The sequence below is a fragment of the Sphingobacterium populi genome (assembly GCF_001586775.1).
Lineage (GTDB): Bacteria > Bacteroidota > Bacteroidia > Sphingobacteriales > Sphingobacteriaceae > Sphingobacterium > Sphingobacterium populi.
This window is the reverse complement of sequence record NZ_LQXS01000003.1, coordinates 467968-490513: the sequence shown is the minus strand read 5'-3', so window position 1 is coordinate 490513 and position 22546 is coordinate 467968. Positions and strand designations below refer to the sequence as shown.

At 42.1% G+C, this 22546-nt stretch carries 23 protein-coding genes, 1 other RNA gene and 1 pseudogene; 11 read left to right on the top strand and 14 right to left on the bottom strand.

Going from position 1 to position 22546, the window contains the following annotated elements:
• Positions 1 to 158 precede the first annotated feature (158 nt).
• From ispF to A0125_RS09980, 8 genes and pseudogenes are all read right to left on the bottom strand, one after another.
• Positions 159 to 647: a 2-C-methyl-D-erythritol 2,4-cyclodiphosphate synthase gene (ispF, locus tag A0125_RS10015; RefSeq protein WP_066755160.1), complete on the bottom strand. Its 489-nt coding sequence runs from the start codon at positions 645 to 647 to the stop codon at positions 159 to 161.
• Positions 648 to 653: 6 nt separating this feature from the next.
• Positions 654 to 1514: a DUF4440 domain-containing protein gene (locus A0125_RS10010; protein ID WP_066755159.1), complete on the bottom strand. Its 861-nt coding sequence runs from the start codon at positions 1512 to 1514 to the stop codon at positions 654 to 656.
• A gap of 29 nt (positions 1515 to 1543) precedes the next feature.
• A complete protein-coding gene (cysS, locus tag A0125_RS10005; RefSeq protein ID WP_066755158.1) occupies positions 1544 to 3016 on the bottom strand; it encodes a cysteine--tRNA ligase in 1473 nt (490 codons plus the stop codon).
• 19 nt (positions 3017 to 3035) lie between these two features.
• Positions 3036 to 4340 carry a ribosome biogenesis GTPase Der gene (gene der / locus A0125_RS10000; protein ID WP_066755156.1) on the bottom strand — a complete coding sequence of 435 codons (1305 nt, stop codon included), beginning with the start codon at positions 4338 to 4340 and terminating at the stop codon, positions 3036 to 3038.
• 110 nt (positions 4341 to 4450) lie between these two features.
• The gene (locus tag A0125_RS09995) at positions 4451 to 5347 is read right to left on the bottom strand and encodes a DMT family transporter (protein WP_066755154.1); all 897 of its coding nucleotides are present in this window, start codon (positions 5345 to 5347) and stop codon (positions 4451 to 4453) included.
• Between the two features lie 27 nt (positions 5348 to 5374).
• On the bottom strand, positions 5375 to 6457 hold the full coding sequence (locus tag A0125_RS09990) for an LptF/LptG family permease (protein ID WP_066755152.1): 1083 nt from the start codon (positions 6455 to 6457) through the stop codon (positions 5375 to 5377).
• Positions 6458 to 6464: 7 nt separating this feature from the next.
• Positions 6465 to 7594 (bottom strand): annotated as a pseudogene (gene tgt / locus A0125_RS09985) (tRNA guanosine(34) transglycosylase Tgt).
• Between the two features lie 119 nt (positions 7595 to 7713).
• Positions 7714 to 8325, bottom strand: coding sequence for a hypothetical protein (locus tag A0125_RS09980; RefSeq protein ID WP_066755150.1), 612 nt, complete (start codon positions 8323 to 8325; stop codon positions 7714 to 7716).
• A gap of 152 nt (positions 8326 to 8477) precedes the next feature.
• Between A0125_RS09980 and A0125_RS09975 the strand changes: the two genes are divergently transcribed.
• Positions 8478 to 9623, top strand: coding sequence for a glycosyltransferase (locus A0125_RS09975; protein WP_066755148.1), 1146 nt, complete (start codon positions 8478 to 8480; stop codon positions 9621 to 9623).
• 1 nt (position 9624) lies between these two features.
• Positions 9625 to 10260 (top strand): 16S rRNA (guanine(527)-N(7))-methyltransferase RsmG, encoded by a 636-nt coding sequence (rsmG, locus tag A0125_RS09970; protein ID WP_066755714.1) that lies wholly within the window; start codon positions 9625 to 9627, stop codon positions 10258 to 10260.
• Between the two features lie 62 nt (positions 10261 to 10322).
• Here rsmG and A0125_RS09965 read toward each other — a convergent pair whose 3' ends face one another.
• Genes A0125_RS09965 through A0125_RS09955 form a run of 3 tightly spaced genes read right to left on the bottom strand, consistent with a single transcriptional unit; the run spans position 10323 to position 11196 of the window.
• Complete coding sequence (locus A0125_RS09965; protein ID WP_066755146.1) at positions 10323 to 10595, bottom strand: hypothetical protein; 273 nt, start codon at positions 10593 to 10595, stop codon at positions 10323 to 10325.
• Positions 10580 to 10927, bottom strand: coding sequence for a hypothetical protein (locus A0125_RS09960; protein ID WP_066755144.1), 348 nt, complete (start codon positions 10925 to 10927; stop codon positions 10580 to 10582). The genes A0125_RS09965 and A0125_RS09960 overlap by 16 nt, the downstream gene beginning before the upstream one ends.
• Before the next feature lie 29 nt (positions 10928 to 10956).
• The gene (locus A0125_RS09955) at positions 10957 to 11196 is read right to left on the bottom strand and encodes a hypothetical protein (RefSeq protein ID WP_066755142.1); all 240 of its coding nucleotides are present in this window, start codon (positions 11194 to 11196) and stop codon (positions 10957 to 10959) included.
• A gap of 139 nt (positions 11197 to 11335) precedes the next feature.
• Here A0125_RS09955 and dprA point away from each other — a divergent pair, with 139 nt between their 5' ends.
• The 4 genes from dprA (at position 11336) to A0125_RS09935 (ending at position 14084) form a co-directional block, all read left to right on the top strand.
• Entirely contained in the window at positions 11336 to 12439 is a 1104-nt protein-coding gene (gene dprA, locus A0125_RS09950; protein ID WP_066755136.1) for a DNA-processing protein DprA, read from the top strand.
• A 103-nt stretch (positions 12440 to 12542) separates the two neighbouring features.
• Positions 12543 to 12640: signal recognition particle sRNA small type (gene ffs / locus A0125_RS09945), an RNA gene on the top strand.
• A 150-nt stretch (positions 12641 to 12790) separates the two neighbouring features.
• The gene (accD, locus tag A0125_RS09940) at positions 12791 to 13633 is read left to right on the top strand and encodes an acetyl-CoA carboxylase, carboxyltransferase subunit beta (RefSeq protein WP_066755135.1); all 843 of its coding nucleotides are present in this window, start codon (positions 12791 to 12793) and stop codon (positions 13631 to 13633) included.
• Between the two features lie 115 nt (positions 13634 to 13748).
• Positions 13749 to 14084, top strand: coding sequence for a MerR family transcriptional regulator (locus A0125_RS09935; RefSeq protein WP_066755134.1), 336 nt, complete (start codon positions 13749 to 13751; stop codon positions 14082 to 14084).
• Between the two features lie 11 nt (positions 14085 to 14095).
• Here A0125_RS09935 and A0125_RS09930 read toward each other — a convergent pair whose 3' ends face one another.
• Together A0125_RS09930 and A0125_RS09925 are read right to left on the bottom strand one after the other, a co-directional pair.
• Positions 14096 to 14587 carry a metallophosphoesterase family protein gene (locus tag A0125_RS09930; RefSeq protein ID WP_066755133.1) on the bottom strand — a complete coding sequence of 164 codons (492 nt, stop codon included), beginning with the start codon at positions 14585 to 14587 and terminating at the stop codon, positions 14096 to 14098.
• A 57-nt stretch (positions 14588 to 14644) separates the two neighbouring features.
• Positions 14645 to 15352, bottom strand: coding sequence for a tRNA1(Val) (adenine(37)-N6)-methyltransferase (locus tag A0125_RS09925; protein ID WP_066755132.1), 708 nt, complete (start codon positions 15350 to 15352; stop codon positions 14645 to 14647).
• 177 nt (positions 15353 to 15529) lie between these two features.
• Between A0125_RS09925 and A0125_RS09920 the strand changes: the two genes are divergently transcribed.
• On the top strand, positions 15530 to 16597 hold the full coding sequence (locus A0125_RS09920) for a hypothetical protein (protein ID WP_066755130.1): 1068 nt from the start codon (positions 15530 to 15532) through the stop codon (positions 16595 to 16597).
• 88 nt (positions 16598 to 16685) lie between these two features.
• Here A0125_RS09920 and mutS read toward each other — a convergent pair whose 3' ends face one another.
• Positions 16686 to 19295, bottom strand: coding sequence for a DNA mismatch repair protein MutS (gene mutS / locus A0125_RS09915; protein ID WP_066755128.1), 2610 nt, complete (start codon positions 19293 to 19295; stop codon positions 16686 to 16688).
• 65 nt (positions 19296 to 19360) lie between these two features.
• Here mutS and nth point away from each other — a divergent pair, with 65 nt between their 5' ends.
• The 4 genes from nth (at position 19361) to A0125_RS09895 (ending at position 22531) form a co-directional block, all read left to right on the top strand.
• Complete coding sequence (gene nth, locus A0125_RS09910; RefSeq protein WP_066755126.1) at positions 19361 to 20023, top strand: endonuclease III; 663 nt, start codon at positions 19361 to 19363, stop codon at positions 20021 to 20023.
• 80 nt (positions 20024 to 20103) lie between these two features.
• Positions 20104 to 21135 carry a recombinase RecA gene (gene recA / locus A0125_RS09905; protein WP_066755124.1) on the top strand — a complete coding sequence of 344 codons (1032 nt, stop codon included), beginning with the start codon at positions 20104 to 20106 and terminating at the stop codon, positions 21133 to 21135.
• Between the two features lie 132 nt (positions 21136 to 21267).
• Complete coding sequence (locus tag A0125_RS09900) at positions 21268 to 21927, top strand: epoxyqueuosine reductase QueH (protein ID WP_066755712.1); 660 nt, start codon at positions 21268 to 21270, stop codon at positions 21925 to 21927.
• A 67-nt stretch (positions 21928 to 21994) separates the two neighbouring features.
• On the top strand, positions 21995 to 22531 hold the full coding sequence (locus A0125_RS09895; RefSeq protein WP_066755122.1) for a YceD family protein: 537 nt from the start codon (positions 21995 to 21997) through the stop codon (positions 22529 to 22531).
• Positions 22532 to 22546: the final 15 nt, after the last annotated feature.

The window sequence follows — 22546 nt, the reverse complement described above, 5'->3', positions numbered from 1 at the left end:
TCAAAAGGCAAGCTGGAGCGATTTTTCTCAAAAAGTGCCCTTAACGCTCTAAGTTACATATTTGCTCTGAATATAATCGCCCTGCTAGGTAATTTATTGATTTAAAAGCAATTCATTTGGTTTGAATGAAAATCTGCAAAAAGATCGCTATGCCAGATCTATACCGTATCTTTCTGAATTAAGCAAACAGCGTAAGCTACCACTCCCTCTTCACGACCAATGAAGCCCAAAGTTTCATTGGTTGTGGCTTTTATTGAAATATCTTCAACTGGTAACCCACTATATTGAGAAATTGCTTGCTTCATTTGCGGAATATAGGGTTTAATCTTTGGCGCTTCGAGACACAGCATAGCGTCGATATTTTCCATTTTCCATCCCTTTTCGGCAATCAATTCAACTGTTTTTTCCAATAGAACTAAACTGGAAATTCCTTTCCACTTTTCATCTGTATTAGGAAAATGATAGCCAATATCTTCCAGATTAGCAGCTCCTAATAAGGCATCACAGATTGCGTGAATCAGAACATCAGCATCCGAATGACCATATGCTCCGGCATAGTGTTCTAATTGCACTCCACCTACCCAAAACGGGTGATCAGCCTTCATTTGATGCACATCAAATCCAAATCCTACTCGTATCTTTGCCATAGTATCTTATCTTTCAAACATCATCTCCAGAATGACTTTCCATTGATAATCATTCTTGAGTTGCCAAATGCGTACGTAATTAAATTTGACAACTTTGTCCTTCAATCCAACGGTAGCTGTCCCAGAGGTATAAGCAAATTCACCACTATATGCTCGCCCGACATCTTCCGCTTCGGTATCGATCTCGATTCGCTCTTTGGTAAACATATCAATTACGTTCTTTCGACCAACGATTTCAGGTTGCCAAGGAAAATAATAGCGTACATCATCTGCCAAAAACTCGTCGTATCCTGTACGCGTATCAGCCTTCAAGATATGTGAAAATAATTTATCTGTTTGCAAAACGACTTCTTCCCGTTGGTTCAAGCGAACCATCGAACGGTGCTTCAGATAATCCTTATCGTCTGGCTCGAAATATTCTAGGTCAGCCGCTTTCTGTTTACCATAGTTTTCAACTTCGGCACGAACATGCACACGCCACTTACCTTTTTTATCTCTACGCCATACCGTCACATATTGACCATATCGCTTAATCGCGCCTGTGCGCTGATATTGCTGAGCACCCGATGTGACTCCCCAGTCCATACTACGCGATACTAAGGCAAAATTTGGCGCCCAGCTCAATACATCTGGAAGATTTGGTCGGTTATTCAAATAATTGAGCGCATTAACACGAGATGGCACAAAGAAAGAAGATTCCTTATCTACAATGGAGGTCAATCCTGCATGCGGATTTTCTCTGCTCGATAGGTTTGATGCATTACGATCTACTGTGATCAAACTTCCGACTTTATTCGGCAGTTGACCAAATGCAGCACTTGTAACCCATAAATTAAAGATGAACGCTATTGCGCTTAAAAATCTCATATCGTATTTTTATTAACAGCTGCCTAATATCAAATCTTATTCCAAAGTGTACCGTCTTTACTGTCTTTCAATTGAATACCCAGTGCATGAAGTTCATCGCGGATACGATCTGAGGTAGCAAAATCTTTGTTCTGTTTAGCTTCGTTTCGGATTTGAATGATTAATTGCATCAAACCTTCAGCGCTGCCATCTTCTGTACCTGTCTGGTCATCTTTCAATCCCAAAACATCGAAAACGAATGCTTGAATGTATGATTTGAGCTTTTCCCGGTCTGACTCCGAAATGGTGAGTTTACCATCGTACACCGAATTGATAATACGAACTACTTCAAACAGTTCAGCTATGAGTACAGGGCTGTTGAAATCGTCATCTAACGCAGCATAACTTCGTGCTTGGATATCATCCAAACTCGGAATTGTCGATTTTTTGCTCGGTACAATTTTATCTAGCAGATTAATCGAAGTCAAAAGTCTTTTGAAACCTTTATCAGCAGCATCCAATGCTTCGTTGGAAAAATCTAATGTACTACGATAATGCGCTTGTAGCATGAAAAAACGTACTGACATCGGCGAATAACCGCGGTCTAATAAGGGATGATTCCCCGTGAATAACTCTCCAGGAAGAAAACCATTGCCCGCAGATTTTGACATGCGCGCACCATTTACGGTGAGCATATTTGTATGCATCCAGTATTTGGATGGCGTAGTATGATTACACGCTTGCGATTGTGCAATCTCGTTGGTATGATGCGTAGCCGCTAGATCCATTCCACCGCCGTGGATATCAAATTGATCGCCCAGATATTTGCGGCTCATCGCCGAACATTCGATATGCCAGCCCGGAAAACCTACGCTCCACGGCGCTGGCCAGCGCATGATATGCTCTGGCTTGGCCTTGATCCACAGTGCAAAATCTAAACGATTGCGTTTTTCATCCTGCCCACCCAATTCTCGCGTATTGTTCAACAAATCGTCGAGATTACGGTTGGTCAGGATCGTATAATTATGCTCTTTGGTATAGCGATCTACGTCAAAATAGACAGTTCCATTTACTTCGTAGGCGTAGCCATTTTTTATAATCTGCTGTACCATTTCGATCTGCTCAGAGATATGACCAGTAGCTGTAGGCTCTATGCTTGGCGGAATAGTATTAAACAGGCGAAGTACATCATGAAAGCCGATCGTATACTTTTGTACAATCTCCATCGGCTCTAGTTGTTCTAGCTTCGCTTTTTTCGCAAATTTGTCATCACCCTCATCATTATCGCCTTCCAAATGACCCGCATCGGTAATATTACGCACATAACGTACTTTGTAACCCAAATGGGTTAAATACCTAAAAATCAGATCAAAAGATACGAACGTACGACAATTACCCAAATGCACATCGCTGTACACGGTAGGCCCGCATACATACATCCCAACCGACGTTGGATGAATGGGCTCAAACTTTTCTTTCTTGCGAGTAAGCGTATTATAGAGCGATAGATTATGCTGTAACATAAAGTGGGGAATGTCTTCGTTATTTTTGTCTAAAGAAAATCTGAATGGGTACACCAGCGAAATCAAAATTCTCGCGCAGTTTATTTTCAATAAAGCGCTTGTACGGATCTTTGATATACTGTGGCAAGTTACAGAAGAAGGCAAACATAGGTGATCTACCTGGCAACTGCGTAATGTATTTGATCTTGATATGCTTCCCTTTGGTTGCCGGAGGCGGATAATGGGCGATTATCTCCAACATCACTTCATTCAACTTCGAAGTAGGAATTCTTCTGATCTTATTTTGATACACTTCCATGGCGGTTTCTACCGTCTTGAAGATACGTTGCTTCTCAGTTACAGAGGTAAACAATACCGGCACATCATTGAATGGGGCCAATTTGTCTAAGATACGTTGCTTGAATTCTACGGCTGTCTTATGATCTTTCTCAATGGTGTCCCATTTGTTTACTAAGATCAGTACTCCTTTTTTATTCTTTTCAGCGAGGTGAAATATATTGATATCCTGAGCTTCGATACCATCATTGGCATCCAACATCAAGATCACTACATCCGAATCTTCCAATGCTTTGATCGTACGCATGACCGAGTAAAACTCAATGTCTTCGTTCACCTTAGATTTACGGCGTAATCCGGCGGTATCAATCATCAAAAACTCGTGACCAAATTGGTTGTAATGTATACGAATCGAATCGCGCGTAGTACCCGCAATCGGCGTCACAATATTACGATCAACACCTAATAAGGCATTCGTCAACGAAGATTTACCAACGTTTGGACGACCTACGATGGTGAATTTTGGTAATTCATCTTCTTCGACTTCTTCTTCTTCAGGGAAATGGGATACGACCGCATCCAGCAATTCACCCGTTCCAGAACCAGTAGCCGCAGAAACGTTATATATTTCGCCTAATCCAAATGCATAAAACTCCGCTGAATCGTGATGCAATTTCGCATGATCGACTTTATTAGCTACAACGTAGACTGGTTTCGAACTTCTTCTCAACAAGTCTGCAATCTCATCATCCAAATCGGTTATTCCCGTGGTCACGTCGACCATGAAGATAATCACCGTAGCTTCTTCGATGGCGATATGCACTTGATCGCGAATGGCTTCTTCGAAGATATCATCAGAACCATGTACAAAACCGCCGGTATCAATAGCGGTAAATTTTTTACCGATCCATTCGGCGACTTCGTAGTGACGATCTCTCGTAACACCACTAAAATCATCCACAATCGCTTTCCGACTTTCCGTCAGACGATTAAAAAGAGTAGATTTACCGACATTCGGTCTTCCAACGATTGCAACAATATTTGCCATACTATTTTATTTTGTTAGTGGGGTTGCTCCTCACAATACCCACTAAAGATATACATATTTTTAAGGTGGGCAAAGTTACGGATAATTAACAGATTATCGGGTATACTAAACTATCTCACTAGCAACCGCCTCCCGATCCACCGGTTTTTGAAGTAGGGATACATAAATACCGCCATCAAGACTAAAACTGCACCGGCATAAAAACCGGTACTCATTGCCTCTTTTTGACCAAAAAGCAACAAAGCGAGCATTATTCCATAAACGGGCTCTAGATTCGTAGCCAGCGCCACAGTAAAAGCAGACACTTCGCGCATGACAGAAACGGCCAAAACATACGCCACCGCAGTACACAGCACGCCCAGTACTAATAAGTAAACAATGTCGGTCTGATGAAGCAACATTTGGGCATCAAAACCACCAGAGATACCTAGCAAAATACTAACACCAAGCACCGCGCCAATCATTTCGTAAAAGCTGATGATCGTGGGATCTGCTGTCTTGACCATGCGTGCATTGTATATGCCAAATATGCTAGCGCATAAAGCCGCGATCAAGCCCAAAACTATACCCCAGAAATACTGGAATTCAAACTTAAAAATGAGATAAATTCCCAAGATAATTAGTAAGCCGATCAACACATCCGACATCTCGATTCGCTTGCGATTGATGAGTGGCTCAAGTACGGCCGTAAACAGCGTTACTGAAGACAAACTGACTAACGTAACCGACACGGTCGATATCTTTATTGAGTGAAAGAAAAGCACCCAATGCAGCCCTACTACTAAGCCCACACCTAAAAATTGAAGTACCTGTTTTAAAGGCACAATTAAGCTTTTCTTGGACCACACTAAATATACAAACAGGGCTATTGCAGCAATCAGCACGCGGTACCACACCAAATGCAACGCCGAGACGGAGATTAGCTCTCCCAAAACACCTGTAAATCCCCAGATCAACACCGTAAAGTGTAGAATCAGCACATTGCGACTAGCGCCAGATTTAGCCATTATTAATTAAGAAAATTGAGAAAAAAATTACTTGGGAGCCTTGATCATTAAATAAATACTCAAGACGAGAAACAGCACATTAGGAATGAGGACGGAGATCAGGGGATCTAGTCCTCCTTTTACGGAAAACATCGTGGAAAATCGTTCTAACACCACATAAATACAGCTCAAGCCAATCCCCACACCCAAGCTTACGCCTATACCACCGCGCACTTTCTTGGAGGATAAAGACACGCCAATCAACGTCAGGATGAATGCGGAAAATGGGTTGATAAAACGCTTGTATTTTTCGAGTAACAGTTCGTTCATCATCCCCGTACCTCGTGTTTCTTCCTTTAGAATACGCTCATTGAGATCAGCTTGACTCATTGTGGTAAAGACATTCTCATAGACTTCAAAATCCTTGGGCCGCATATCCAACGTGGTATCTCGTTGTTCACCGGCTTCCATTCTTTCGTGAAGTCCATCAATATATCGTGTCGTATAATTGTGAATGGACCATTTATTGGCCACTGAATCCCAGGTAATGCGATCTGCCATCAGCTTCTCGGTCAAGATGTCTCCATCAAATTTTTCGATGGCGAAGTTATATCCTACGCTAGTTTTGGTTTCGAAAGTACCCATGTATACATAGGTATTCGAGTCCAATTGCATATGTGTAGAAGAGGATGTGGTACTTACTTTATGCGGCTTTACGTACACGTTTTCGAAATCTACTTTGACCTTGTTTGTATACGGGATTACATATAAGTTGGACAATAAAATCATCCCACAAATAAGCCCAGCACAGAACATATATGGGCGAAGCATGCGGTAAAAGCTCATACCTCCATTCAATATCGGAACGATCTCGGTCTGATCGGCCATTTTGGAGGTAAAGAAAATAACTGCAATAAAGTTCAGCAGTGGGGTCAGCATATTGATGAAGAATGGCAAACTACCAACTGCATAGTACAACGTAAAAACCTGCGTCATGGTAGCACGATTTTTATTGAAATCGTCTACTTTTTCTGAAAAATCGAAAATAACAATCACCAAACAGAAGATACATACCGTAAACACAAACGTGGTTAGGTATTTTCCGATGATATAGCGATCAATAATTTTCATCTCGAACTTACAAACGTTGATCTAACACTTTCACCATTTTTTCTTTCCAAGCATAGAAAGTGCCGTCGATAATTTTTTCGCGAGCTTCTTTCACTAACCAAAGGTAGAAATGCAGATTGTGTAAGGAAGCGATTTGCGCTCCCAATATCTCCTGCGAACGAATCAAATGGCGCAAATAGGCTTTGCTATGAATCTGATCGACCAATAAATCACTATTGGCTTCGATCGGACTAAAATCGTCCGCCCATTTCTTATTCTTAATATTGATAATACCTTCTTTAGTGAAAAGCATACCGTTGCGCGCATTACGCGTTGGCATGACACAATCAAACATATCAATACCCAAAGCAATATTTTCTAGAATATTAACCGGTGTACCCACGCCCATTAAATAACGCGGTTTGTGTTCTGGCAAGATCTTCGTAACGACTTCGGTCATCGCGTACATCTCATGCGCCGGTTCGCCGACAGACAACCCACCGATTGCATTCCCTTCTCTTTCGAAAGATGCGATTACCTCTGCCGATTTTTCGCGCAAATCTTTATAAACGGATCCCTGCACTATCGGAAACAACGTTTGGTCGTAGCCATAATGCGGTGTGGTAGAATCAAATCGGTCACAGCAACGTTTGAGCCAACGATGCGTCATATCTAATGAGCGGCGGGCGTAGTTGTAATCACAAGGATACGGTGTACACTCATCGAAGGCCATGATAATATCCGCACCGATGATGCGCTGCGTATCCATCACATTCTCTGGTGTAAACAAATGCTTAGAACCATCGATGTGAGAACGAAAGGTAACGCCCTCTTCTTTAATTTTGCGCACCTCTGTCAGCGAATACACTTGGTAACCACCAGAATCGGTCAATATAGGACCTTTCCAGTTATTGAATTTGTGCAATCCACCCGCTTTTTGCAATACGTCCAGTCCTGGCCGCAAATACAAATGGTAAGTATTGCCTAAAATGATCTGAGCTTGAATGTCGTTCACCAATTCGTGCATATGCACGGCTTTCACCGTAGCTGCAGTGCCAACAGGCATAAAAATAGGTGTCTGTATCGTACCGTGTGCGGTCTCCATTTCTCCGGCGCGAGCTTCGAAAGTTTGTCTTGTGCTTGAAGCGTAAATTTCATCTATTCCCTCTAAACGAGTGCAAAAGTACGATTATTTTCGGCAGAAAACTGAGTTGCTACAGCAATCTTAAGAATTATTAACAGCGGGGAACTAAGCGATCTCCGCTGCGCATATTGCCTTATCGCTTGCTGAGGCTTTTTAACAAATCATTGTCTATTGTGATATAACCAGGATAGAAGATATTGCTCCCTGCCAGCGAAATTGAAGGCTTAATTTTTAGTACGACCGCACCTTGACCTTCACGGGTAAGTAGGTCGGATAATAATCCTTCGATACCACGATTTTCGTCGACTACGCCAAATAGGTTCGCATTGAAGGTGAGCGGTACTACCGCACTTTCACCCTGATTTAGTCGTACAACACGATCTACTGTACCTTCGAAGAATGGCTTACCTTTAATTTCGATGAGATATTTAAAAGCGTTAATACCGGTCACATTAGTAGTTGGATTGCTCACTTTCATATTCACCACCGCAGCTAAGGGCAGATCTTTGCGCAGAATCCCAAGCGCTAGTCCAGGAAGGGCATTCATATTTAAGGAGGTACCATTTCCTTCTAACAATCCTTGCGCCGAGCGGCCAGCAATCGTAAGACCAGTTACTGACTCAACATCGTAATTATAGCTCTTTAACATATCTACCTGCTTTGCCGGATTTAGGGATCCACAGGCGGAAATGAGTACCGTAATCATTAATAATACCAATAGCCGATTCGTGCGTTTGTTTGTCATGAGTTGTGTGTTTTTTAAGCCTTCTAATATAGCACTTTTTATATTTAGACAAGTTGGCGGTAACTTGGTTTACATGGGGTCAGATAATTACGACCAAACTTTTCTTGAAGATAGCTGTCATCAGGTAGTAAATAGCATTATCTTTGCAGCTTATGTTTTTTCCAATCGAAGCGACCGTCTCTTATTGGCCATATGCCGCATACCTATCTTTGGGGATATTTTTTTGTATTCAGTTATATTATATCCTTTTTGTATACAGCAAACTGGCTGCGCACCGTATCACGGAATCCGCAAATGAGCAAACTTTGCCTCCTGTATCTGTGATCATCAGTGCATATAATGAATACGATAATCTTAAAAAATTCTTACCGCTTATTCTTCAGCAAAGTTATCCCACTTTTGAGGTCGTGGTGGTAAATGATTGCTCTGACGATGAAACACAATGGCTTCTTCGGGAAATGGCCTCAACATACGCCCATCTTAAAATAGTAGACATCGGCGAACACATACGCCTTAAACACACCAAAAAATTCACGCTTACGATCGGGATTAAAGCAGCTAAATACGAGCATTTGGTATTTACTGACGCCGACTGCGAGCCTGCTACTACACAGTGGTTACACCTGATGGTTGCTCCGTTTGCCGAAGACAAAGAAATCATATTGGGCTATTCTCCTTACTTCAAACATCGTGGTTTGTTGAACAAATTGATCCGTTTTGAAACCACGCACACAGCCATGAATTATTTGTCTTACGCACTGAAAGGCGATGCCTATATGGGAGTTGGGCGAAACTTAGCCTATACCAAATCTTTATTCTATAAAGGCAAAGGATTCAACGCACATATGCATATCAAATCTGGTGATGACGATCTTTTTGTGAATCAGAATAGTAATGCAACCAACACGACCATTGCGATTTCGCCACAGGCGCATATGTATTCTATTCCCAAGCTCACTTGGAAAAGTTATTACAAACAAAAAGCTCGACATGCCGGTGCCTCGGTGATGTACAAATCACGTCACAAATGGATGCTCGCGACGCAACTGGTATCTGCACTATTTTTTTACGCCTCGTTGGGCGTCTCAGCCGCACTTCTGCCACACATGTGGTACGTGCCTTTAGCGGTATATCTGTTACGCTTGCTGGCTCAATATACGGTCTATGGCTATGTGTTCCGTAAGTTAGCTGTTCGAGATTTGCTACTATGGTTGCCCGTGCTCGATCTACTCTTTTACTTTTTCATATGCCTTAATGGCCTATTTAACAGAAACAGAAAACAAACTTCTTGGAAATAATATGAATCCATCCGTAGACATTATCTTCACCTATTTCCCGCACCTGAGCGAGATACAAAAAAAACAATTTACTCAATTGGCGGAGCTCTATCCATTTTGGAATGATCAGATCAACGTCGTTTCCAGAAAAGATATGGATTCGCTCTACCTCAAGCATGTGCTACATTCGTTAGGTATTGCTGCTTATGTACGTGAGTTAGCTGCGGGTACACGCATATTAGATGTTGGCACGGGCGGAGGTTTCCCTGGCATTCCTTTGGCGATCTTATTTCCCCAAGTCCAATTTCATCTCGTGGATTCGATTGGCAAAAAAATAAAGGTGGTGCGCGAAATCGCCGAATCACTTGGCTTAACTAATGTGGAAGCCGATCATATCCGCGCAGAGCAATTGGATTATAAATACGATTTCGTCGTTTCCAGAGCGGTTACACGCCTTAAAGATTTCCTTCCTTGGGTTAGAAATAAGTTACTCTCTAAAGACAAGAATGGTATCCCTAATGGAATATTGTACCTGAAAGGTGGCGATCTTCGCGAAGAAATAAAAGAAGCCAAAGTTACTTCAGACCTGATACCACTAACAGATTATTTCAAGGAAGAGTTTTTCGATACGAAATACGTATTGTACATTCCGATGTAAATAACCCTTTGGCTTTGTTAAAAACAGCAGCACCAAAGCTAATTACTTTACCAACACCCTCATTATCTATCCGATAATGAGGGTGTTTTTTTCATGGGTAGAGCCAGGTACGTACGTATATGAACTACTGAGTCCTGAAAATCTTTCAATCGCTTGAACACGTAATCCATGCGATCGTACCCTTCGGCGCTTTCCCACCAATCGAATTCGGGTTGATAATATCGCCTAAAATCGTCGAGCTGTTGACCGTCTAGTTTGGTGAGTTGCTGCGTGATTGGGTACCAACTTTCTTTTACTTTACCATGCTTAAACGTATTCTCTAATATGTTTTGCAAGCTTCGCGCGCGTTTCCACTAACGGAAAAATGATTATACAATTTATTAACATTGATAACGATGACTGGCGGAAAAATACCGAAACCTTCGATAATATTTCTATTATCGCCATTCAGGTAAATGATTCTATAATCGTTCTTATTACGTTCATACTGCTCTTCAGCGCTCAACACATCGCGCTCGATCAACACCTCTTCGATGCCAATCGTGTCACGAGGGAGTACTACTGTATCTTGCCACAAGATATTTTCTTTAACAATGGATCTTGTAGTTTGATTCGCTGGCAGGCTCAAAACAACAGGCAATACAAAAAATAGCATCGAACGTACCATAGCATCGCACTTACTGAATAGCCAACTTACTATTGCTGCTCTTGAGCATTTATCTCTTTTCCAATAAGTAGCACTTCTTCATCCATACCAAACAATGGTAAACCTGTTTCGGGATGAAGTTTGAGCCAAGCGGTTTCGGTATCACGAATAATTTGAACGTATTCCTTACCGTCTTTAAATATGGTGTACGTGTCCTTCTCGTCCGGAAAAACCGAGTAATCGACTCCGTTAATCTCTATGTCAAAGGGTTCCGGTGCATTCGTTTCCATGATAATTATAAATTTTGATTAAGACTATCTACTGTTAAATTGACCATCAAAGATAAGACATTAGATTGGCTAAATATATTCCATCAATAAGCTCTTATTTTCTTTAAATAACATATATTTATCTTATAAATTAATTTAAATGGATTATTTGTACAAAATAGCATTAGGAATGATTCCTGGAGTTGGTCCGCGCCTAGCTAAAAATCTTTTGCAATACTTGGGCAGTGCGGAAGATATATTTCGCGCATCTGCACAAGATTTAAAGGGAGTGATGGGCATTGGGCCCACGCTCGCAAAGACGATCCTCGCGCGCGATTTTCTACGACAAGCTGAAGAAGAATGTAATTTTATTGAACGGCACGCAATACAACCGATCTGGATTGCAGAAGACACTTATCCACATCGCTTACATAGCTGCGATGATGCTCCTCCGCTTTTGTATTACAAAGGTAATGCTGATCTTAACAACCGTTATATCATCAGCATCGTGGGCACACGCAATGCAACGGCGTACGGCATGCGTCTTTGTGAAGATTTGATTCAGGAATTAACGGATCTTGAACCGCTCATCGTGAGCGGACTCGCATACGGTGTTGATGTGATAGCACATCGTAAGGCGCTATCTTGTAGCGTACCAACTATTGGATTGCTAGGGCATGGACTAGATCGGATCTATCCAGCACCACACCGCGATACGGCCACAAAAATGATTGAGCATGGCGGTCTTTTAACAGAGTTTCCATCGGGCACTAAACCAGAAAGATCGCATTTTCCAATGCGAAATCGCCTTATAGCAGGATTAGCAGATGTGACGATCGTGATCGAAGCTGGTATAAAAGGTGGTGCTTTGATCACGGCTGAAATGGCAAACAGCTACAATAGAGATGTGTGTGCCTTCCCCGGCGCCATTCACCAAACCTATTCCGAAGGTTGCAACTATCTGATTAAAACACACCGAGCTCACCTGATCCGACATGCTGCAGATTTGCGCTATCTGATGAACTGGGAAAACGAACATCCGCGGCGCGATTCAAAACAACTATCCATCCTTCCCCCTTCACTGACCAAAGACGAACAAAAGGTATTCAATTATCTGCAACATATGGAGCAAGCGACTGTCGACGAAATAGCATCGCATATGGATTGGCCACAGAGCAAACTAGCTATTATTTTGCTAGAGCTGGAAATGAACAATATCATCCTTTCGCTCCCCGGCAAGGTATTTCGTATTTGCTCGCCTTGATCACAGATCACCACCCTCATAATTTTGTGTCTGGAAATCAAGCCGCTAGCATTAAACAATAATTTAAATTTTATACGTACCATTTTTTTTCTACTTTTGCCGTGGGTAAGTCCTTTACGACCAGCTCCTGTTGACTCCCCCAGGTTGGGAACAAAGCAAGGGTAAATGGTTGAGCGGTGCGATAAAGGTAGCTTACCCATTTTTTATTTCTTTTTTTTGCAAGCTACACTCCAGGTTTTGCTCCTATCATAAACTATCTTCTTACCTTTTTTCAAATCACACTTTTTACCGCACCCCACTCCTTGAAAAGCAATATTTTTCGTTTCTTTGTAGTTCGTTTAAAAAATTGCTATGAGTTGGTTTAAAAGAAATACGGCTGGAATCGTTACGGCTACCGAAAATAAAAAAGAAGCGCCAGATGGCATGTGGAATAAATGTCCCAATTGCAAAAAAGCGCTCTTAAATGTCGAGCAAGTAGAGAATAGCTACGTTTGTCAATACTGTGATTATCATATCCGAATTGGTTCGGCAGCATATTTTTCTATTCTATTTGACAACAACGATTTTCAAGAGTTATTTGCCAATTTACAAGCTGGTGACCCGCTTAATTTCGTCGATAGCAAACCGTACAAAGATCGATTGTTGGATAGCCAAGCCAAAACTGGTCTGAAAGACGCCATCCGCTGCGGACACGGAAAAATTGAAGGACAAGACATTGTGGTGGCATGTATGGATTTCAACTTTATCGGAGGATCTATGGGATCTGTAGTAGGCGAAAAAATTGCTCGATCAATCGATTATTGTTTAGAGCACAAGCTGCCTTTTATGTTGATTTCTAAATCTGGCGGTGCGCGTATGATGGAAGCAGCCTTCTCGCTTATGCAAATGGCCAAAACATCGGCTAAACTTGCTTTGTTGAGCAATGCCAAATTACCTTATATCTGTCTATTGACCGATCCGACTACAGGAGGTGTAACAGCTTCATATGCTATGTTGGGCGACATCAATATCGCAGAACCTGGAGCATTGATTGGTTTTGCTGGCCCGCGTGTCATCAAAGAAACTATTAAAAAAGATTTGCCGAAAGGCTTTCAAACTTCCGAATTTGTATTGGAACACGGTTTCTTGGATTTCATTGTCGATCGTAGACAGTTGAAAAGTAAAGTAGCCACGTTCTTACGACACGTGAACTAAGTACAAATAGATACTACACAGCAAAGGGCACCACAAAAAAGTGCTTGTGTAGTATCTATTCTTTGAAAATATAGACAACTTTCAGTAAGTTTGTTATTGTTAGAAAACTCGGGCAATGCCATATAAAGAACGCGAAATAAACAAATTGTATTATACCATGGGCGAAGTGACCAGCATGTTTGAGGTCAATGCTTCCCAAATTCGTTTTTATGAGCGGGAGTTTGATATCATTCAGCCCAAAAAGAATAAAAAAGGCAATCGACTTTTTACACAAGAGGATATCGCTAACTTGAAGATTATCTTTAACTTGGTTAAAGATAAGGGCTATACTTTACAGGGTGCGCGGGAATTTCTCCGTCAAAACAAGAACGAAGCTCAAGAAAACCAACGCGTTGTGGAGTCGCTCCAAAAGCTCAAGAATTTCTTAATCGAAGTGCGCGACAGCTTATAATTGTTCCAATCTCAACGACCGACTAGCTCAATCACTTCCATATTTTCTACCCGATCTCCGATAATATCGAAACGCATAAGCGTACGCACCTTATGCCATCCCTGCTTGCCTGCTGCGCCAGGATTAAGATGCAATAATTGAAGACGTGGATCATACTGTACTTTCAGAATATGAGAATGCCCAGATATGAATAACTTCGGCGGATTGCTTTGAATTTCGGTCTTCACAGCTGGTGCATATTTCCCAGGATATCCGCCAATATGTGTCATCCAGACATCCATTTCTTCGCAGGTAAAACGCGAATTTTCGGGATAACTTTGCCTGATATCTGTTCCATCAATATTTCCATACACCCCACGAAATGGTTTGAAGGCAGCAAGCTTATCGGCTACTTCCCGATTCCCAAAATCGCCCGCGTGCCACACTTCATCACAACCATCAAAATGATAAAACACGGCATCATCTAAAAAACTGTGCGTATCCGAAAGCAAACCAATTTTCATCGCCCTAAAGTTAGGCTGCTAATAGCAAGAAACCAAATTGGATAATCTTTCTGAAAATTAAAACGCGAGAAAAAAATCTCTTAGTAATCTCGTGTAGGCCTGACTGTATACACCTCGCGACTCGTAGATCACAAAGCTCACATGCTTTACAAGTGATTCATCTTGCTGCGCACCCAGACGGATAATGTGGCGAATACAAGGCGAATCAACAAAGGAAGATACGGCTACAATTCGTTGCAATGCGAATCCGATTGCAGTAGCCGAACTAATGACGACATCAGCCAACTCGGGAGGCAGAATCAATTCAATCGCACCATGTTGCGAAAGATGCCTATGCGCATACCCTAGCAAATCATCAAAAAAAGTCATATCCGTATGCCGAGCTTGCTTTTTGCGTGCATCTGGATTGTGCAAAGTATTGATATAAAAAGGAGGATTGCTGACGATCAAATCAACACGGCCTTGAGGCGCAAAATCCTGAAAAGCACCATGCCATATCTGCACTCGATTTGAGAACGGGGATTGCAGCGCATTATTCATAGCAGCGGCAGCAGAAGCGCCATCAATCTCCACACCGACGATCTTCGCTTGGACAAATCGCTGCGCCAACATCAGGGCAATCACTCCGGTACCAGTACCAATATCTAGCACGCTCGCAGCATCTTCTGCCCGAGCGAAAGCAGCAAGTAATACCCCATCCGTATTCATGCGCATGGCACAGCCTGTTTGATCGATCGAAAAGCGCTTAAAACGAAAAATACTCATCGCTGCAAAAATACATTTTTACTAGCAGTGCAGACATTTGTATATTTGTTTAAACTTTTCATAAGTTTAGTGGTCTAAAAAATCAGTTTCCAATAAACAATTAAAACTTCTATGCACCGACTATATACGCTATATAGTGTTTTCTGTCTTTCTCTTCTAACACTAACTGTACCTACCGTGGCACAGCAGCGCCCTACGCAAGATTCTAATTGTGAAGGCATCACTCAGGCAGCCCTTCCAAAAATTGTAGAATTGCTTAACAGCAATGACTTTGTAGGAATGGAGCAGGTATTACAAACTATTGAAAGTAACTGCGGCCCTAATGAAATAACACAAAGAATTAGAATTATAGGCCAACTAATTAACAAGCAACCAGCGACCGCAGCTATTCAGGATTATATCCAACAGGGCAAGGACAATGAATTGATGATCCGCTGGGACAACGCCGCACAAAACAACTTTCAGACAATCTATAATACGGATAAAGCAACATATCACTTTGTGCCACTACGACATGCCGTAGATTCCTTAGTTCAAGTTAAAGCTGCTGCGATGATTGGCTCAGATATGTATTCTCTCAAACATATGGAGGAAGCGATTGCTTATCTTTTCTCCGATCACATCAATACTTATCTTATCCGTATGCAGAAAGAGAAGCCAGTAACAAAAATGGAACGTCTGCAGGAGGTCGAAATGTACAAAAGTGGTTGGGGATTCGCAGCAAGTGTTGGACTCTATCGCCCGCTAAACGCGGTAAATCCGGTATTCAACAATTTGCCAATTTATGGTTTCTCATTTATCAGTCCACTAGCTAATGACTGGGTTTTCGATGCATCATTTAAATATCGTCCAGCAAGAAATTCGCGTACTTTTGAGTATCAAACAGACAACAGCGATTTGCCTGATGAATTGGAACCTCTTACTACTTATATGTTCGGTGGATCTGCCGGATATAAGTTTTTAGATGCAGGCAAATTTTTAATGATCGGAAAAGCAGGATTGGCCTACGAAATGTCGTACAATAGATCATTGAATTTGCGCTATGGCGATGGATATCCAGTTTACGTAACTCGTCCGCAAACATTCAATTTATCCACAGGTATCTCAGCGATGCAGCACGTTGGGCGCACCAGTTTTATCGGCGCACAGGTGCAGTACCATTATTCGCCATACAGTATTGATAGCCGATTGATCACGCCAATTGCTTCGGACTATGTGAGTTTTGAAGTTTTCTTCAAATTTTAAGGAAAAAAGTTGATAAACGTAATAAGCAAAAAAGCAGGCTAACTTTGTTAGCCTGCTTTTTTGCTTATTAAACGGAGATATATCTACGCTAGTTTTTCAACACCCGTTGAATCTCATCAAGCTTCATCAATGCTTCGACCGGAGTCAAGGTATTCACATCCAAATTATTCAACATATCGCGTATCTTTTCTAGAATAGGGTCATCAATGGCAAACATCTGCAATTGATACGCTTGCTTTTGAATTTTGCGCATGCTGTCTTTGATATCTTCACCCCCGGTTCGTTCTTGTTCCAACCGACGCAAAATATCATTAGCACGCGTCAAAAGTTTGCTAGGCATTCCCGCCAACTTCGCCACATGGATACCAAAGCTATGTTCTGATCCGCCTGGCACCAGCTTCCGCAGAAAAATAATCTTATTATTCAACTCCTTTACCGACACATTAAAGTTTTTGATGCGCGGCATCGATGTGCTCAATTCGTTGAGCTCGTGATAATGCGTAGCAAAAAGTGTTTTTGCTCTGGCAGTGGGGTGATGATGCAAATATTCGGCGATAGCCCAAGCAATCGAAATTCCATCGTACGTACTCGTTCCTCTACCGATCTCGTCTAATAGGATTAAACTACGATCCGACAGGTTATTCATAATACTGGCCGTTTCATTCATCTCCACCATAAACGTCGATTCGCCAGAAGAAAGATTATCCGAAGCGCCCACGCGCGTAAAAATCTTGTCGACCAAACCAATGTGTGCTTCCTTTGCAGGCACGAAACTGCCGATTTGCGCCATCAACACGATCAATCCCGTCTGGCGCAACAGCGCCGATTTACCGGCCATGTTGGGTCCAGTGATGATGATGATTTGCTGCGACTCCTGATCCAGAAATGTATCGTTGGTAATATAGTCTTCTCCGACGGGAAGATTTTTCTCAATCACTGGATGGCGACCACCTTTGATATCTAAAGATTTCCCCTCATTCACCTGTGGTTTCACATAAAAATTCTTCTCTGCTACAATGGCAAAATTGAGCAAAACATCCAGTTTCGCGATCAATTGTGCATTAAGCTGTATCGGCTTAATGTATTCCGCAATATCTGCCAACAGCGTTTGGTAAATTCGGTTTTCGATGGCCTGAATTTTTTCTTCTGCTCCTAAGATTTGCTCCTCATAGGTTTTGAGTTCTTCGGTGATGTAGCGCTCGGCATTGACCAGCGTCTGCTTGCGAATCCAAGCTTCCGGAACCTTATCTTTATGTGTATTGGTTACTTCCAGATAGTAGCCAAATACATTATTAAATGCGATTTTTAAGGAAGGAATCCCAGTGATTTCCGCTTCTCGACGCTGTATTTCCAACAAGTAATCCTTCCCACCAAATGCGATTTTACGCAGTCTGTCTAATTCTTCGTCGACCCCGTCGGCAATTACATTACCCTTTTGTATCAGCACGGGCGGCTCCTGTTGTACTGCATTTTCAATTTTATCGCGAATGATTAAGCAGTTATTGAGCTGTTCGGAGATTATACGCAGCGAATCAGAAGCATGTAGATCTGTCTTTTCCTTCAGCTTTTCTACCGCGTACAGCGCTCTTTTGAGCTGGATTACTTCACGTGGATTGGCTTTTTGCAATCCGATTTTGGAAATCAACCTTTCCAAATCGCCTACTTGCTTGATTTCTTTGATTAGCTCATCGCGCAACGCGCGGTTTTGGTCAAAATGATCGACCACATCCAGCCGCTCCTGAATAGATTTGCGATCTTTGAGCGGCATAATAATCCACCGCTTGAGCAACCGAGCACCCATCGGCGATGCCGTATGATCCAACACATCAGACAGCGTGATGGCATTATCATTGGCCGAGCCAATCAACTCCAAATTACGAATGGTAAAACGATCCAACCACATATAGCGATCTTCTTCAATGCGCGCAATGTGCGAAATATGCTGTAGGTTGCGATGTTCCGTTTCGTTAAGGTAATGCAAAGCCACACCAGCGGCTACGATTCCCGTAGAAAGGCGCTCAATACCAAATCCTTTCAAAGAATTGACTTCAAAATGTTTAAGAAGTGCTTCCGAAGCATAATCGCCCGTATAAGGCCATTCATCCAGCGTGTAGGTGTAGTAGCTATTCCCAAAATGACTGATAAAATCATTCAACTGCTTCTTCGGCAAAATGACTTCTGTTGGCTTGAAACTTTGCAAAAGCTTATCAATATAAGACACTTGTCCTTGTGCTACAGAAAACTCGCCCGTTGAAATATCCAAAAAAGCAATACCAAACGTATTTTTATCCGCAAAGACAGAGGCCAGATAATTGTTGGCTTTCTGCTGTACAATATTATCACTGTACGACACGCCTGGCGTCACCAATTCGGTAACACCACGTTTTACGATGGTTTTAGTTTGCTTCGGATCTTCCAGCTGATCGCAAATCGCTACGCGCTGACCGGCACGCACCAATTTTGGCAAATAGGTTTCGAGCGAGTGATGCGGAAAGCCGGCTAATGCCGTCTCGGACTCCGTGCCGTTTCCACGCTTGGTCAGTACAATACCTAATATTCCTGCGGCCTTAATCGCATCCTCTCCAAATGTCTCATAAAAATCTCCCACACGAAACAACAGCATGGCGCCAGGGTACTTAACCTTGATCGTGTTATACTGCTGCATTAAGGGAGTCTGCTTCTTTTCTTTCTTTGCCAATGGTAATCAGTTTTCGGTTTTAAGCAGGGTAAAAGTAATAAGGATAATATTAATTATCTTTGTTCATGCTGAAAAAAGATCGATATAAAGCCTTCGTTGACTATTTCTCCACGCATAACCCCGATGCAGAAACGGAGTTGCATTACTCCAACCCGTACGAACTGTTGGTAGCGGTCATCTTGTCTGCGCAGTGTACCGACAAGCGAATCAATCAGGTCACGCCAGCTTTGTTTGCGCGTTATCCAGAGCCTGAATCGCTTGCAGCAAGCTCCGTAGAAGAAGTGTTTTCTTACATCCGCTCGGTGAGTTACCCAAATAACAAAGCCAAACATTTGGTCGGCATGGCGCAAAAGCTACTAGCTGAGTTTGACGGAATCGTGCCCGAAAAAGTGGAAGATTTGGTGAAGCTGCCGGGCGTTGGTCGCAAAACGGCCAATGTCATTTCTTCTGTGGTGTACGACAACCCAGCGATGGCAGTCGATACGCATGTATTTCGCGTAGCGAATAGATTAGGGCTGACACAAAGAGCGACTACACCTTTGGCGGTAGAAAAACAACTGGTAAAACATTTGCCAGAAGAAACGATCAAAGTTGCCCACCACTGGCTGATCTTGCATGGCCGCTATATCTGCTTAGCCCGCAAGCCTAAATGTGAAATCTGCCCCATCACCTATTTTTGTCAGTATTTCAGCAAAAACTTTAGTACGCAAACGGCAGGTAACGTTTAAAAAATAAAACTAATTATTTTAGCATTTTTGTTTGCACACATCAGTTTTGTGTGTATATTTGAACTATTAAAACTACGTAAATGAGTAATTCAGATAAATTAAAAGCACTACAGCTTACCTTAGATAAACTAGAGAAATCCTACGGTAAAGGAACCATCATGAAATTAGGCGATTCTGCGGTAGAGCCGATTGAATCCATTTCTACAGGATCTCTAGGTCTTGATATTGCTTTAGGCATTGGCGGTGTGCCAAAAGGTCGTGTGATCGAGATCTATGGCCCAGAATCTTCTGGTAAAACTACCTTAGCCACTCATATCGTAGCAGAAGCACAGAAAAAAGGCGGTATTGCCGCTTTCATTGATGCGGAGCACGCATTTGATAAATATTATGCTCAAAAGCTTGGCGTAGATATCGAAAATCTATTGATCTCGCAGCCAGATAATGGAGAGCAAGCTTTGGAAATCGCCGATAACTTGATTCGCTCCGGCGCGATTGATGTAATCGTTATTGACTCGGTAGCGGCATTAGTACCAAAAGGCGAGATCGAAGGCGAAATGGGTGATTCTAAAATGGGATTGCAAGCACGATTGATGTCACAAGCATTGCGTAAATTAACAGGTACGATTGCAAAAACCAACTGTTGTTGTATCTTCATCAACCAGTTGCGTGAGAAGATTGGTGTGATGTTCGGAAATCCAGAAACCACGACAGGTGGTAACGCCTTGAAGTTTTATGCTTCCGTACGTTTGGATATTCGTCGTACTTCGCAAATCAAAGATGGCGATGAGGTAGCGGGTAACCACGTAAAAGTGAAGATCGTAAAGAACAAAGTAGCACCTCCATTCCGTATTGCCGAATTCGACATCATGTTTGGTGAAGGTATTTCCAAATCTGGTGAAATCATCGACCTTGGTGTAGAATATGGTATCGTCAAGAAATCTGGCTCTTGGTTTAGCTATGGCGACACCAAATTGGGGCAAGGACGCGATGCTGTCAGAAATCTTTTAATAGATAATCCGGATCTAATGGATGAATTGGAAGCTAAGATTCGCGCCGAAGTGACTGGTGTTGATTTAGATCAAAGCGCATTGAAAGAAGGAGACGCAGAATAATCTGTCGATCACAAGATCATTATTATTATAAACAACAGCCTGTAACACCTAAGAAGTTACAGGCTGTTTGTCTTTCGGGCAATTTAGAGCGATAATTTTTGAATGTGCATGGAAGTAGGTAACTTTGGAACTATGGAAAATAAACCGTTCGTTCGGGAAAAAATCAACCTACCAAATGAAGGCAAGAAGCTTCTACTCCACTCCTGCTGCGCTCCGTGCTCAGGCGAAGTGATGGAAGCGCTTATCTCATCGGACATTGATTTTACCATATACTTTTATAATCCCAACATTCATCCACGGAGTGAATATGATTTGCGTAAAGAGGAAAACATTCGCTTTGCAGAAAAGCACAACATTCCCTTTATTGATGCGGATTACGATGTAGATCATTGGTTTGAATTGGCCAAAGGCATGGAACACGAGCCTGAAAAAGGCATTCGATGCACGATGTGCTTTGACATGCGTTTCGAAAAAACGGCTGAATACGCAGCAGCAAATGGCTTCGATGTGATCTCGAGTTCGTTGGGCATATCACGATGGAAGAATATGGATCAGATCAACGATTGTGGTATCCGAGCAGCATCACGGCACGAGAATATGGATTACTGGACCTTCAATTGGCGAAAGAAAGGGGGTGGTGTACGTATGCTTGAAATCAGTAAGCGCGAACGATTTTATATGCAAGAATACTGTGGCTGCGCTTATTCGCTCCGCGACACCAACAAGTGGCGCATGGAAACGGGTCGCGAAAAGATCAAATTGGGCGAAAAATATTACGGGGACGAAGAATAATAAAGGTTTAAAAAGAGTTGCAATCTATAGTTTTAACTATTATCTTTGCAGGCTCAAATACTGGATTGTGAAGTATTTAAAAAAATATAAAATACCATTTTCAGGCCTTTCGGCTGGTAAGCACAATTTCGAGTTTGATGTTGATGACGCGTTCTTTGCATGTTTTGACCACTCCTTAGTTAAAAAAGGAAAACTCCTTGCCAATGTACAATTGCAGAAGCGAGAGAATATGTTGGTCACTAATTTCGAGATTACCGGGCACATTACACTCACCTGTGATGTATGTTTGCGAGAATTCCAATCTCCTTTAGACATAAAGGAAAAGGTAATCGTAAAATTCACACACGATGAGTGGGATCAGGGATCAGATGAAATCATCGTGTTATCGCATCATGATTACGAGTTTGACATCTCTAATCTGCTGTACGAATACATAAATGTACGGGTACCACACTATCCGAAATGTAGTGAACAGGGCGAAAATCTGGATTGCGATCCAGAGATGCTTCGGCAGTTAGCCAGTGAAGATGCAATAAAGAATGAATTAAAGGAGGATCAGGTAGATCCACGCTGGGAAGCTTTAAGAAATATTAAAAATAACTAAAAATACACATACGAG

Excerpts from the sequence above, each read along its gene's own strand:
- ispF (WP_066755160.1), bottom strand. The coding sequence starts at position 647 with ATGGCAAAGATACGAGTAGGATTTGGATTTGATGTGCATCAAATGAAG.
- A0125_RS10010 (WP_066755159.1), bottom strand. The coding sequence starts at position 1,514 with ATGAGATTTTTAAGCGCAATAGCGTTCATCTTTAATTTATGGGTTACA.
- cysS (WP_066755158.1), bottom strand. The coding sequence starts at position 3,016 with ATGTTACAGCATAATCTATCGCTCTATAATACGCTTACTCGCAAGAAA.
- der (WP_066755156.1), bottom strand. The coding sequence starts at position 4,340 with ATGGCAAATATTGTTGCAATCGTTGGAAGACCGAATGTCGGTAAATCT.
- A0125_RS09995 (WP_066755154.1), bottom strand. The coding sequence starts at position 5,347 with ATGGCTAAATCTGGCGCTAGTCGCAATGTGCTGATTCTACACTTTACG.
- A0125_RS09990 (WP_066755152.1), bottom strand. The coding sequence starts at position 6,457 with ATGAAAATTATTGATCGCTATATCATCGGAAAATACCTAACCACGTTT.
- A0125_RS09980 (WP_066755150.1), bottom strand. The coding sequence starts at position 8,325 with ATGACAAACAAACGCACGAATCGGCTATTGGTATTATTAATGATTACG.
- A0125_RS09975 (WP_066755148.1), top strand. The coding sequence starts at position 8,478 with ATGTTTTTTCCAATCGAAGCGACCGTCTCTTATTGGCCATATGCCGCA.
- rsmG (WP_066755714.1), top strand. The coding sequence starts at position 9,625 with ATGAATCCATCCGTAGACATTATCTTCACCTATTTCCCGCACCTGAGC.
- A0125_RS09960 (WP_066755144.1), bottom strand. The coding sequence starts at position 10,927 with ATGGTACGTTCGATGCTATTTTTTGTATTGCCTGTTGTTTTGAGCCTG.
- A0125_RS09955 (WP_066755142.1), bottom strand. The coding sequence starts at position 11,196 with ATGGAAACGAATGCACCGGAACCCTTTGACATAGAGATTAACGGAGTC.
- dprA (WP_066755136.1), top strand. The coding sequence starts at position 11,336 with ATGGATTATTTGTACAAAATAGCATTAGGAATGATTCCTGGAGTTGGT.
- accD (WP_066755135.1), top strand. The coding sequence starts at position 12,791 with ATGAGTTGGTTTAAAAGAAATACGGCTGGAATCGTTACGGCTACCGAA.
- A0125_RS09935 (WP_066755134.1), top strand. The coding sequence starts at position 13,749 with ATGCCATATAAAGAACGCGAAATAAACAAATTGTATTATACCATGGGC.
- A0125_RS09930 (WP_066755133.1), bottom strand. The coding sequence starts at position 14,587 with ATGAAAATTGGTTTGCTTTCGGATACGCACAGTTTTTTAGATGATGCC.
- A0125_RS09925 (WP_066755132.1), bottom strand. The coding sequence starts at position 15,352 with ATGAGTATTTTTCGTTTTAAGCGCTTTTCGATCGATCAAACAGGCTGT.
- nth (WP_066755126.1), top strand. The coding sequence starts at position 19,361 with ATGCTGAAAAAAGATCGATATAAAGCCTTCGTTGACTATTTCTCCACG.
- recA (WP_066755124.1), top strand. The coding sequence starts at position 20,104 with ATGAGTAATTCAGATAAATTAAAAGCACTACAGCTTACCTTAGATAAA.
- A0125_RS09900 (WP_066755712.1), top strand. The coding sequence starts at position 21,268 with ATGGAAAATAAACCGTTCGTTCGGGAAAAAATCAACCTACCAAATGAA.